Here is an 11,907-nt window from a genome sequence, read left to right as displayed (position 1 = left end):
CGATGGCCCTGTCCGGTGATCAATACGTCGAATGGCTCGACCGAGAACTAGAACCCTTGCGCCGTGAGACTCTTGCGTCGCCCTTCTACGATGCTTGGTGCAGCGGCAAGCTTAGCAAAGAACAGCTTTTTCAGATCATGGGCCAGTGGTACGCCTATCTGAAACATATTCCGTCGATCATGTGCGCTTGGATTCAGCGCTGCCACGACCCAGATCTGGCCTTGAAATACATCGCCTACGCCCATGAGGAAGCGCCCCACCCCGAATATATTGTCGACTTCGCCGCTGAGATCGGCCGCGATCCCGACGAGATGCGCCGCATCGAGTTGATCCCGGAATTCACCACGCCCTACTTTTACTATTGGCTGTCGCGCGGCCATATCGTCGAGATCGCGGCGGCCAACAACTTTGGCAACGAGCGCACCAATACCCGCGCGGGCAACCGGATGTACGAAGCCGTGAAGAAATATTACCCCTACCCATCGCTCTTGCGTTTCTACGGCGAACACAATGATGAAGAAGACGGGCACGCCGACCTGGGGGCCTACGTGTTGCGCCACTACGCCACCACCGAAGAGCTGCAGCGAAAAGCGACGCTGGCGGCGAAGAAATCTTTGCAATTGAAAGTCATCGGCACCAACGGCTTGTATGAACGGTTCATGAGAAACTGAGCGCAATCCGAGCATCTATCTCGCGCAAAGACGCAAAGGACGCAAAGTTCGGAAGACAGAAAGATCGTCACCATGCCCATGTCATTTTTCTTAAGAAGCAGCGACGCGCTGCTCAACTGCGCCCTGTGGACGCCGGCCAAGAGCCGTGGCGAAGCCGTGGTCTTTTGCCACGGCTGGGGCGGCGGCACGCCCTACGACGACTTGCTGCGCAGGCTCTCCGAACATGGCTACACCGTGCTGCGCTTCGAGCAGCGCGGCTACGGCGCGTCGACGGGACATGCCGACTTGAGCATGTGGCCGGTCGATATGGCCGCCTGCGCCGCGGCGCTAACACAGATCGTCAAGAAAGTTTGGGCCATGGGCCAGTCCACCGGTGGCACGATGGCTCTTGTCAGCGCGACCCAGTATGACTGTTTTGCCGGCGCGGTGGGCATCGCGCCGTTCTGCTCTTTAACCCGTATCCTCGAAGACAACCGGAACGCCCGTGCCATTCTCGAGGCCCGTTTCGGGCCGCTTCAGGAAAAGCATTTCCGCGCCGCCAACGCCATTGAGATCGTCGCGAACTTGAACAAGCCAGCGCTCGTGGTGCAAGGCACGGCGGATGAATCGGTGCCCTACGAACATGGCAAGCTACTACACCAGCAGATCCCCGGCCCAGCGCGCCATCGCACAGTCGAAGGCGGCAATCATCATTTGACCAACGTCGATCGAGCGCCGGTGTTGGCGGATATTGTAAATTGGTTCGAGAATCAGAGATAGCCGGCGTTCAAAGTTCTGGGTTTAATTCCCGGTCCTGATCCGTTAGAGAAAGGCTGTCCGAATGACCATGAATCGACCATCATTGCTGCTGGCACCGGTCTTTTTGCTGCTGCTAAGCGCGTCCACCCACGCTAAAAACATCGTGATCGCCACGTCTTCCGTCGTCCTCACCAACACGCCGATCTGGGTCGCCATCGACAAGAAATATTTCGACGAGGCCGGACTGAGCGCGCAGTATATCGTCATGCGCTCCGATCTTGCTGTAAAAGGCCTCATCACCGGCGACGTGGACTACATGCAAAGCTCGTCGAGCGTGCTGCGCGCCGCTGTCGCGGGGGCGCCGCTGACGACCATTCTCGGCGTCTACAACCGGAGCTTCTTCGATCTGGTCGCGCGGCCGGAGATTCGTACTCTCAGCGATCTGCGCGGCAAAGCGGTGGACATCAGCCGCTACGGCGCGTCGACGGAGTACGCCGTGCGCTTCGGACTTAAGGCCAACAACAGTCCCTTCGAGGGCAAGCCGGTGAACTTCGACAAGTTTGTCGACTTTTCCATCGCCCGGGAAGTGGTGCCCTAAGGTCAGCGCTAAACGGGACAAAAGATTGGATGCACACCATAGTGCGCCGAGTGTCAATTACCGAGAAACTAGCAAATGCAGGAGAACACTCGAAGTGAGCGCGGAAATTTCCGACCTCCTGGCCCTTTGGGAGAGGATGGAGGTGAGGGCACGTTGTGGCATGATCCTGTCGCGCTTCGAACGGCCCTCACCCTAACCCTCTCCCAAAGGGCGAGGGGATTCGATCGTCTCAACCACGCACTGAAACTTTTTGTCGGTTTAGGATTCGAAAATGGTTTTGACTTAAGCTTGTTGATTGCGATATGGCCGAAGATAATCGGATCGCCAAGGAATCTTGCTCAGATGGCTGACGAAACCACCAAACCCTTGAGACAAGAAGTGTTGCGAGAGCTGAAGCCTGCTCTTAGGGAAACCGATCTCGTCGTCACAGCGCTGGCCGGGACAACGGCGGACAGCTTTCAAGTCATTGACCGCCCGGGCAACCTTTACTTGGTAGGCATGGGCATGGTCAGCCAAGTGGCTCTCGGCCTCGCGACGGCTCTGCCCCAGTGCCGTATTTTCGCCTTGGACACCGACGGCAGCATGCTGCTGGCGCCGAGCATCTTGCCCGTCATCGGCGCGCGCCAGCCAAAAAACTTTTACTCCATCGTGTTCGACAACGAGCAGCTGTTCGGCAGTCGCGGCGGCCCCAAAAGTCAAACCGCCATGGGCACGAGCATCGCCGGCATCGCTAAAGCCTCCGGCATCGAAAGTGTGCGCACTTTGCGCGACAAAGCGCTGGTGCGCTCGGAGATGCAAGCTTTCCTTGGCAGCGAAGGACCCTCGGTGCTAGTGGCAAAGATCCAGGCCATCGGCCGCGGCGCCGGACCGAAGATGGACGGACAAGAGAACAAGTATCGATTCGTGCGCCACGTCGAACGCGTCGCCGGCGTGGAAATACTCGGCGCGCCCAAGCCTTAGGGGACTTAAGGGTCGCGTCCGAATTCGCTTTCTCGGAGAGGAGCCCAGATGCATCCCGAAGCAGCCAAAGCCGCTCATGAAGCGTTGACCAAAAGCGGCGTAAACTTCGTCGCCTGCCTGCCCGACTCGGCGTTTCAAGAGTTGTACATCCCGCTTTCCGAGGACCCAAAGATTACCTACTTGCAGGTGGCCAGTGAAAACGACGGCGTCGGCGTCTGCATGGGCGCGTGGCTCGGCGGCATGAAGCCGGCGCTCCTGGTGGAAAACACCGGTCTTACGCTTGGCACCTACGCGCTAATGCGCGGGCCGATGGCCTTCGGTGTGCCGATGCTCCTCTTGATCAGCCACCGCGGCGAGCTGGGAGACGAGCGCTGGTTCTCAGTCCCATTTGGTTGGGGCACCAAACCGCTGCTCGACAGCATGCGCATCACGCAGCGCTCCGTTGAAAAAAACCAGGATGTGCACAGCTCTATCGTTAACGCCGTCAAGTCGATGAACTCGATGCAGGCGCCAGTCGCGATCCTATTCGCGGGCGAGACTTTGTTTTGAGTGATTTCGCAATGAGCAAACAACGTTTCGGAATAGCCTTAACGATTCGCGTGCTGACGTTAGGCGCTGCCATTGTTCTGCCATCGCAAGCCACCGCCCTCGACAATATTCGCATCGCGTATCCTTCGACGAGCTTCACCACCATGCCGATATTGGCGGCACGCAAGTTCGGCCTCTACCAACAAGAAGGACTGCGCGCTGAGTTGATTTTTATGCGGCCCAACATCAGCGTCACGGCCGTGGTGACCGGTCAGGTCGAGTTCGCCACGGTGCATGGCTCCATTGTGCGCGCCGCAGCGGTGGGCATGCCGGTCAAAAGCCTGATGGTGATCGCCGACCGTCCGGCCTATTATCTGGTCGGGCGGAGCGGTACGACCAGCGTCGCTGCGCTCAAAGGCAAGTCCGTTGGCATCGCGTCGCTCGGTGGCTCGGTGCACCTTATGACGAAAGACTTTTTCACCCAGCACAACCTCGACACTGACAAACAAGTTGCCCTGATCGTCACCGGCGATCACAACACGAGCATCCAGGCGATTCAAAATGGCCTCGTGGACGCAGCGGTCATTTCGGTGCCCTGGCAAACCGTCGCCGAAAAAGCCGGCTTACAAAAGCTCGCTTACTTCGGCGATCTCATGCGGCTACCCATGGCGGGGTTGGGCACCTCCGACGAAAACATCGCCAAGAAACCGGAGCTGCTACGCCGGGCCGTGCGCGCGACATTGAAAGGCATCGAGTTCTTGCGCGATCCGAAAAATCGCAAAGAGACCGCCGGAATCATGGCAGAGTGGTTCAAAATTCGCCCGGAACAGGCCCAGGAAGCGTACAGCCAAATGGTCGAGGCTTATCCAGTCAGTGGCGTCGCGTCGGAGGATGCGCTGGAAAAGGACCTGGAGATGGCCCGCCAAACGGGCGCCATAAAGAGCCGGGTACCGTTATCACGGATTGTGGATTTTCAGTTTGTTCGAGAAGCGCGCCAGGAATTGTCGACAAAAAAATAGAATCTTGCTTTTCCCAGGAGGAAATCCATCATGATGGCCTATCCTTACGATGACAAGCGAATTATCTTAGCGCTCCAGATCGATCACTCGCGCGTTGCCGGCTACTTCGCGGCGCATTGGGGCAACAAAGATTTCGACCGGCCACATCCCTATTCTTCCGTGGTGCTCGCCGCCGGCGAGCATGACATTGGCTGGTGGGAGTGGGAGATGTGCCCATCGACGCTCAACGACAGAGGCTACCCGCTCGACTATCACGACGGCAGTTTGAAATATCTGGGCCAACTGCGCTTGGATTTTTACAAAAACTCCGTCGACCGCGTCATGGGCCGCGATCCCTACGCCGCGATGTTGATGGCGATGCATGGCGTGGCGCTGATGAACGCCGGCTACGGCAAGTACGCTTACCCGCCCGACCGCACCGGCGATCCGCGCGTGAAGGCTTACGTCGATCACCAGGAAGCGCTGCGCCTCAAGTTGCTCGGTGAGTTGCGTCAATCGGAACAATTCAAGCAATATTGCTCCGAGGAAAATGTCTGGACCAACTACGAGTATATGGAAGTCTTCGACCAACTCGCCCAGTTTGTCTGCAACCGCTACCCGTTGAATAGCAAAGCGCGCAAGCTGGGGCCGACGAACTCATTGAACGACGTCGACATCCCAACCAAGCACGGTCAGAAGCCGGTGAAAATCAACATCGACACGGTGGGTGAGCACAAGGCGGTGCTGACGCCCTATCCCTTTGATATCGATCCGCTGCCGCTATCATTCAATGCGCGGCTCGTGCCCAATCGGCCGTACAAAGACGGCGAAGATTTTTTGGGTGATTTTTATCGCGCGGAAAGAATCACGGTGAATCACGCGCTGGCCTCAGCATAAACGACCATGTCCCAATCCAACGAACATCAAGATCGCGTAGCCGTCATCACCGGCGGCAGTGGCGGCATCGGCGGCGCCATTGCGGCACGGCTCCATGAAGCCGGAGCGACAGTGCATGTGCTCGATACCAAGCCATCGAGCGTCAAAGAATTTACTTTCCACCAACTCGACGTCGCCAACGAAGCCGACGTCGACCGCGTCTTCGACGCCATCGGCAAAGGCGCCGGCAAGATTGACTATCTGGTCTGCTGCGCCGGCATCTATCGGCCGCGGCCGTTTCTAGAATTGTCGCTCGAAGACTGGCAGCAAACACTGCAAGTCAATCTCACGGGTTATTTCCTCTGCTGCCGCGCCGCGCTGCGCACGATGCGGCCGCAGAAGTTTGGCCGTATTGTGATGTTCTCTTCCATGGCGGCGCGCACCGGCGGCAAAAACGTCGCCCACTACGCCGCCTCCAAGGGCGGCATTCTCGGCCTCATGCGTTCGCTCGCAGTGGAATCCGCCGCTGACAACATCCGGGTCAACACCATCTCACCGGTGATTACCGACACGCCCATGCCGCGCGCGGTAGTCTCCGACGAATACATGCAGTCACGCAAAGCACACATTCCGCTCGGCCGTATTGGTGACGTCGAAGACATGGCCAATGGCGCCATGTTTCTTCTGAGCGACGATAGCTCCTACGTGATCGGCCAGGACCTGCGCATCAACGGAGGCTCGACGCTATGGTAGCAAGCGATAACGCGCGAGTCACGGTGATCACCGGCGGCGGCAGCGGCATGGGGCGCGCGACTGCGCTGCGTCTGGCCGGCCAAGGCGACCAGGTCTGCATCTGTGACTTCAAAGAAGAAAACGTAAGAGCGACGGCCGAGCAAATCCAAAGCTCCGGCGGTAAAGTATTTACCGGGTTGGTGGATGTGCGCGATCAGAAGCAAGTCCATACCTGGATCGCACAAGTCATCGCCAAATTCGGCAAGATCGATTGTCTGTTCAGCAACGCCGGCGTCAACGCGCGCTCGACGGTCGCCAACATGACGCTGGCGCAATGGAACCTGTTGATCGACACCCACGTCACCGGCACGTTTAACTTCTGCCAGTCCGTGCTGCGCCAGATGGTCGCGCAACAGCGCGGGGCGATCGTTATAACATCGTCGGATTTCGCCATCGTCGGCGTGCCCAACGCGGCCAACTACTGCGCCGCCAAGACCGCGCTCTATTCATTGACCAAATCGCTGGCGCAGGAATTCGCGCCGCACATCCGCGTCAACGCCATCGGCCCCGGGCCCATCGACACGCCGCTTTTGCGCGCGGGGCGGACGCCGGAGGAGTACGAAAGCGCCCGCAAAGTGTTCGAGGGCAAGCTACCCATGCACCGCTTAGGCCAACCGGAAGAAGTTGCCGCGGTGGTCGACTTTCTGCTGAGCGAGCGCGCCAGCTTCATCACCGGCCAATTGCTCCAACCTAACGGCGGCCAGGTGATGTGGTGAGCCTTTGGTCCGCGGGTTTTCTTGCGAATAGCTTGACAGCGCAAGCGTCAGATTGTTAGCTCTCGAAATGTCTCGCGCAGAGAGCGCAGAAACCGCAAAGGAAAGATTTGAAAAAAAGATTGTAGAGGCGCGATTCATCGCACCCGGGACCTCTTTCATCGATTTTCAATTTCTTATTTTCAATTTTCCATTGTCATGAAACCGGCAAGCTTCGAATACCACGCGCCAACGACTCTCACCGAAGCGCTCGACTTGATGGCGCAGTTCGGCGATCAGGCGCGCCCCCTCGCCGGCGGCCAGAGCCTCGTGCCGCTGATGAATTTTCGCCTGTTACGCCCGGCTCACATCGTCGATCTGAACGGCGTTGCCGAGCTCAATTTTCTCAACGCGAAAAATGGCCAACTGAGAATCGGCGCTACACTGCGCCAACGCGCGCTGGAAAAATCCAGCGACGTCGTTGCGCGCTGGCCGCTCTTGCGCGAGGCGACGAGCTATATTGGCCATATTCAGATTCGCAACCGCGGCACCGTCGGCGGCAGCTTAACCCACGCTTTTCCTTCGGCGGAGCTGCCGGTGGCGATGGTAACCCTCGACGCCTCATTTACGCTGGCGTCAAAAACCAACCGCCGAACAATCAAGGCAACTGATTTTTTTCAATCCTACATGACCACGGCGTTGGAGCCCATTGAGCTTTTGACGGAGATCGCCGTTCCCTCCTGTCTGCCGAATACCGGCTGGTCCTATCAGGAAGTCAGCCGGCGCCACGGCGATTTCGCCCTCGCGGGAGCGGCGGCGCTGGTAACGCTGGACGCCCCCGGCGCCATTGTTCAAGCGAGGCTGACGTTCACCGGCACCACTCCCATCGCTGCCAGCGAAGCCGAGCAAAAAATGCGCGGCCAAGCCCTGTCGGAAGCGCTCTTCAAAGAAGCCGCGCATATCGCCACGAGGGATATCGAGCAAGACTCGGACATTCACGCCAGCGCCGAGTACCGCCGCGAGGCTTGCGCGGTCATGGCACAGCGCGCACTCTCGCAAGCAGCGCAGCGAGCGGCTGCGCTCATGAAGGAATCCAAATGAGCACGCCGCAAGTGCGCTTGACCATCAACGGGCGTGAATACAGCGGCGAAGTTGAGCCGCGTAAGCTGCTCACCGACTTTTTGCGCGACGATTTGGGTCTCACCGGCACCCACGTCGGCTGCGAGCACGGCGTCTGCGGCGCTTGCACGATTTTGTTAAACGGCGAACCAGTGCGCTCTTGCTTGATGTTCGCAGTGCAGGCCAACGGCGCCGAGTTAAAAACCATCGAAGGCCTGGCGCCCAGCGCCGACGCGCTGCATCCGCTGCAAGAAAAGTTCTGGGAGCTGCACGGCCTGCAGTGCGGCTTCTGCACGCCGGGGATTCTACTAACGGCGGAAGCTTTACTGAAGGAAATTCCTGATCCGAGCGAAGAAGAAATCCGCGAATGGATCAGCGGCAATCTTTGCCGCTGCACCGGTTATCAGAATATCGTGACCGCGATTCAGGAGGCAGCGAAAACGTTGAACGCCAACAACGAGTGATCCGATTCCTTCGCCCTTTGGGAGAGGGCTAGGGTGAGGGCACATTCGAAGTACGACAGGATCGCGCCACAGCGCGCCCTCACCTCGACCCTCTCCCAGAGGGAGAGGAAGTAAGATTGTCGGCGTCGGATACGCGCGAACATCGTCCGGTAGCATAACCCGAAACTCAAAACCCGAAACTTATTCCCATGGCCTACATCGGCACCCGAGTGAGACGCAAAGAAGACCTCCGCCTGCTGCGCGGCATCGGCAAATACGTCGGCGACATTCATCGTCCTGGCATGGTGCACGCAGCGATCCTGCGCAGCACGCACGCGCACGCCCGCGTTGTCAAGATCGACGCCTCAGCAGCGCTGAAACTCCCGGGCGTCATCGGCGTGCTCACGTCTGCCGATATGCCGGGGCTGAAAACCATTCCCATGAGAACCGGCGTGATTCCCGGCCTGGAACGCTCGCAGCAAACACCGATCGCGACAACCAAGGTCCGCTATGTCGGCGACCCCGTCGCTGTGGTCGTCGCTGAAAATCGCTACCGCGCCGAAGACGCCCTCGAACTTATCGAAGTCCAATACGAGGCCCTCGGCGCGGTCACCGACGCGCGCGCCGGCATCCAACCCGGCGAGCCACAGCTTCATGACGCGACACCAAACAACGTTGCAGCCAACTTTCAGGTCAACGTCGGCGACGTCGACGCGGCGTTTCGCGAGTGCGATTTGATCTTCGAGCAGGAGTTCACCACCCAGCGCCACTCAGCCGTGCCGCTGGAAAATCGCGGCCTGGTGGCCGAGTGGGACGAAGGGCGCGGCATGCTGACCATGTGGGGTCCGACCAAGATGACCCACACCAACTGGCGCATACTGTCAGAACTGATCGGCCTGCCGCAGAGCTGCATCCATTTTATCGAGCCCGAAGTGGGCGGCGGCTTCGGCGCCCGCGGCGAGTTTTATCCGGAAGATTTTTTGATTCCGTTCGCCGCCAGACATTTTCGCCGGCCGATCTGCTGGATCGAAGATCGCTCGGAGAATCTCAAGGCGATGAACCAATCGCGCCAGCAGCGTCATAAAATAAAAATCGGTGCCAAGAAAGACGGCACCATCGTCGCCATGGACGCCGAGGTGCTCTTCGACATGGGCGGCTACACGCGCACCCACGGCGGCGTGCCGGCGATCTCCGCCTCGGCGATGCTGCGCGGGCCGTTTCGTGTCAAGAACTTTCGCGCCAACGTTTTCTGCGTGCTGACCAACAAGACGCCGGTGGGCACCTACCGCAGCCCGGGGCGCTACGAAGCCAACTTCGTGCGCGAGCGGTTGGTCGACATGATCGCGCATCGATTAAGGCTCGACCCAGCCGACGTGCGCCGGAAAAATCTCATCCGCCGCGACGAGATGCCTTACGATCTCGGCAAGCATCCGTTTCATTACATGGTCTACGACACCGGCGATTTTCTCGACCAGATGAACCGCGCGCTGCAAAAAATCGGCTACGAAGATTGGCAAAAAAAAATCGACGCAAGCAAGAATTCGAATAATGCCATCGGCGCCGGCATCGGCTGCTTCGTCGAGACCAGCGGCATCGGCCCGTGGGAATACGCGCGGGTGGAAATCGACAACCTCGGCAAAGTAGTGCTCTACTCCGGCTGCAATTCCGTCGGCCAGGGCATTGGCACGGCGCTGAGCCAGATCGTCGCTGACGAGCTGCAATGCTCAATCGACGACGTGCGCGTGGTGCATGGCGACACCGCCAAAGTTCCCTACGGCAATGGCAGTAATGCCAGCCGCTCGACGGTGATGGCCGGCAGCGCCGCGGTGGGCGCGTCGCGTAAAGTCAAAGATAAGTTGTTGCGCCTGGCATCGGCGCACTTGGAAATCGACGCCGCAGACTTAACACTGCGCGACGGCCGCATCGTCGCCAAAGGCGCGCCCGAGCGGGCGTTGAACTTTGTCGACCTCTATCGCCTCGCCCTGCCCGGCCCAGCACTTAAGGCCGGCGTTGTGCCGGGAATTTCAGAAGAGGACTTCTTCGCCACCGACAAACGGCCGTTTCCCTACGGCGTCCACGTCTGCGTCGTCGAGGTCGACAAAGAAACCGGCAAGATCAAAATTCTCGATTACCTGGTTACCGAAGACGTCGGGCGCAAAATCAATCCCATGATCATCGAAGGCCAAATGGCCGGCGGCCTGGCCCAAGGCATCGGCGGCGCGATGCTAGAAGAGTTTGTCTACAGTGAAGACGGCCAGCCGCTGGCGACCAACTTCATGGATTACCTCATGCCGACAGCCATGGAGATGCCCAAGGCGCAGTTCCTTTCAACGGAAGAATTCCCAAGCCCGCACAACCCGCTCGGAGTCAAAGGCGCGGGCGAAGGCGGCATCACCGCGGCGGGAGCCGCGTTGGCGAACGCCGTGTCGAACGCGTTGGGCGTCGAAGCGACGAAGCTGCCACTGAAACCTGACTATGTTTTAGAGCTGGTAAAGCAAAGCCGAAATAGACAATAACGCCGCAAAGGAGATCCCCGTATGCAAAACGAAAAATACATTGACGTCGATGGCATTCGCACGCGCTACTTCGAAGCCGGCAGCGGGCCCAATCTTGTCTTATTCCACGGCGGTCACTTTGGCTCCCACGACGCCGCCGACTGCGCCGAAGATTGGAGCTTGAACTTCGACGATTTGTCGAATTGGTTTCACGTCATCGCCGTCGATAAGATCGGCCAAGGCTTCACCGACAATCCGAAAAAAGACGAAGACTACACCATGGCGGCGGTGGTGCAGCATGCTTACAATTTCTTAAAGACTCTCAGCTTGCGCAATGTCCACCCGGTTGGGCACTCACGCGGCGCCTACCTCGTTGCGCGCTTGACCATCGAGCATCCGGAGCTTTTCAGCACTTGCATTCTTGTCGACACCAACACGCTCGCACCCGGCATCAGCAAAAACGAAACCGTGATGGCCAATCCCCCGCAGCCGCGGCTTTCCCGCGACAGCCAGCGCTGGGTCCTGCAAAAATATTCCTTCGGCCACGAGCATATCACCGAGCAGTGGCTCGACGTGATGATGCGCGTCGCCGCCTTGCCCAAGTATCAAGAAGCGGTGCGCAAGATGGAAGAGACGGGACTACGCATCACGCGCTTTCTGCCCCACCTGGCGCGACAAAAAGACGAGACATTAGGCATCATCCGCGACCGCGGTTTAGGCAAACCGACGCTCCTCGCATGGTCGTACCAAGATCCGACGGCCACCATCGACCAGGGCTACGCGCTCTTCGATTTGATCACGCGCAACACGCCCGACTCGCGCATGTATATCTACAACCGCGCCGGCCACTTCTCGTACCGCGAGCATCCGGCGGAGTTCAATGAAATGCTGCGCAGCTTCATTGGCAGAAACAGTTAGCGGCACAGCCGACGGCGTCCAGGAGTGTTGGGTTCCAACACCGATTTCCCAGTCCCCGTTTGACAAAGCCGCAAGTAAA

The 11,907-nt window shown here is 58.9% G+C and carries 13 protein-coding genes; all 13 read left to right on the top strand.

From position 1 onward, the window contains the following. The first annotated feature begins 2 nt into the window (after positions 1-2). Entirely contained in the window at positions 3-671 is a 669-nt protein-coding gene (locus tag FJ145_17390; protein MBM4263190.1) for a hypothetical protein, read from the top strand. Between the two features lie 72 nt (positions 672-743). Next, a complete protein-coding gene (locus tag FJ145_17385) occupies positions 744-1,430 on the top strand; it encodes an alpha/beta fold hydrolase (GenBank protein ID MBM4263189.1) in 687 nt (228 codons plus the stop codon). Between the two features lie 61 nt (positions 1,431-1,491). Then, positions 1,492-2,007 (top strand): ABC transporter substrate-binding protein, encoded by a 516-nt coding sequence (locus FJ145_17380; protein MBM4263188.1) that lies wholly within the window; start codon positions 1,492-1,494, stop codon positions 2,005-2,007. Between the two features lie 75 nt (positions 2,008-2,082). After that, positions 2,083-2,967: a hypothetical protein gene (locus FJ145_17375; GenBank protein MBM4263187.1), complete on the top strand. Its 885-nt coding sequence runs from the start codon at positions 2,083-2,085 to the stop codon at positions 2,965-2,967. A gap of 48 nt (positions 2,968-3,015) precedes the next feature. Beyond that, positions 3,016-3,516: a hypothetical protein gene (locus FJ145_17370; protein MBM4263186.1), complete on the top strand. Its 501-nt coding sequence runs from the start codon at positions 3,016-3,018 to the stop codon at positions 3,514-3,516. 11 nt (positions 3,517-3,527) lie between these two features. Beyond that, entirely contained in the window at positions 3,528-4,514 is a 987-nt protein-coding gene (locus FJ145_17365) for an ABC transporter substrate-binding protein (GenBank protein ID MBM4263185.1), read from the top strand. A 30-nt stretch (positions 4,515-4,544) separates the two neighbouring features. Further along, a complete protein-coding gene (locus FJ145_17360) occupies positions 4,545-5,390 on the top strand; it encodes a DUF3891 family protein (GenBank protein ID MBM4263184.1) in 846 nt (281 codons plus the stop codon). A 6-nt stretch (positions 5,391-5,396) separates the two neighbouring features. Continuing rightward, entirely contained in the window at positions 5,397-6,122 is a 726-nt protein-coding gene (locus FJ145_17355) for an SDR family oxidoreductase (GenBank protein ID MBM4263183.1), read from the top strand. Continuing rightward, positions 6,116-6,877, top strand: a complete 762-nt coding sequence (locus FJ145_17350) for an SDR family oxidoreductase (protein ID MBM4263182.1) — start codon at positions 6,116-6,118, stop codon at positions 6,875-6,877. Before FJ145_17355 ends, FJ145_17350 begins: the two co-directional genes overlap by 7 nt. A gap of 195 nt (positions 6,878-7,072) precedes the next feature. Then, positions 7,073-7,954: a xanthine dehydrogenase family protein subunit M gene (locus FJ145_17345; protein ID MBM4263181.1), complete on the top strand. Its 882-nt coding sequence runs from the start codon at positions 7,073-7,075 to the stop codon at positions 7,952-7,954. Continuing rightward, positions 7,951-8,436 (top strand): (2Fe-2S)-binding protein, encoded by a 486-nt coding sequence (locus tag FJ145_17340; protein ID MBM4263180.1) that lies wholly within the window; start codon positions 7,951-7,953, stop codon positions 8,434-8,436. The genes FJ145_17345 and FJ145_17340 overlap by 4 nt, the downstream gene beginning before the upstream one ends. 188 nt (positions 8,437-8,624) lie before the next feature. Continuing rightward, a complete protein-coding gene (locus FJ145_17335) occupies positions 8,625-10,931 on the top strand; it encodes a xanthine dehydrogenase family protein molybdopterin-binding subunit (GenBank protein MBM4263179.1) in 2,307 nt (768 codons plus the stop codon). Positions 10,932-10,952: 21 nt separating this feature from the next. After that, on the top strand, positions 10,953-11,828 hold the full coding sequence (locus FJ145_17330) for an alpha/beta hydrolase (GenBank protein MBM4263178.1): 876 nt from the start codon (positions 10,953-10,955) through the stop codon (positions 11,826-11,828). Positions 11,829-11,907 lie beyond the last annotated feature (79 nt).

Source organism: Deltaproteobacteria bacterium (assembly GCA_016874755.1).
Taxonomy (GTDB): Bacteria; Desulfobacterota; Binatia; order UBA9968; family UBA9968; genus DP-20.
The sequence above is the reverse complement of the archived record's forward strand: the minus strand, read 5'-3'. Positions and strand labels throughout refer to the sequence as shown.

Bases quoted from the DNA above. Each gene is read 5' to 3' on its own strand.
- FJ145_17390 (MBM4263190.1), top strand. From the start codon at position 3: ATGGCCCTGTCCGGTGATCAATACGTCGAATGGCTCGACCGAGAACTA.
- FJ145_17385 (MBM4263189.1), top strand. From the start codon at position 744: ATGCCCATGTCATTTTTCTTAAGAAGCAGCGACGCGCTGCTCAACTGC.
- FJ145_17380 (MBM4263188.1), top strand. From the start codon at position 1,492: ATGACCATGAATCGACCATCATTGCTGCTGGCACCGGTCTTTTTGCTG.
- FJ145_17375 (MBM4263187.1), top strand. From the start codon at position 2,083: ATGCAGGAGAACACTCGAAGTGAGCGCGGAAATTTCCGACCTCCTGGC.
- FJ145_17370 (MBM4263186.1), top strand. From the start codon at position 3,016: ATGCATCCCGAAGCAGCCAAAGCCGCTCATGAAGCGTTGACCAAAAGC.
- FJ145_17365 (MBM4263185.1), top strand. From the start codon at position 3,528: ATGAGCAAACAACGTTTCGGAATAGCCTTAACGATTCGCGTGCTGACG.
- FJ145_17360 (MBM4263184.1), top strand. From the start codon at position 4,545: ATGATGGCCTATCCTTACGATGACAAGCGAATTATCTTAGCGCTCCAG.
- FJ145_17355 (MBM4263183.1), top strand. From the start codon at position 5,397: ATGTCCCAATCCAACGAACATCAAGATCGCGTAGCCGTCATCACCGGC.
- FJ145_17350 (MBM4263182.1), top strand. From the start codon at position 6,116: ATGGTAGCAAGCGATAACGCGCGAGTCACGGTGATCACCGGCGGCGGC.
- FJ145_17345 (MBM4263181.1), top strand. From the start codon at position 7,073: ATGAAACCGGCAAGCTTCGAATACCACGCGCCAACGACTCTCACCGAA.
- FJ145_17340 (MBM4263180.1), top strand. From the start codon at position 7,951: ATGAGCACGCCGCAAGTGCGCTTGACCATCAACGGGCGTGAATACAGC.
- FJ145_17335 (MBM4263179.1), top strand. From the start codon at position 8,625: ATGGCCTACATCGGCACCCGAGTGAGACGCAAAGAAGACCTCCGCCTG.
- FJ145_17330 (MBM4263178.1), top strand. From the start codon at position 10,953: ATGCAAAACGAAAAATACATTGACGTCGATGGCATTCGCACGCGCTAC.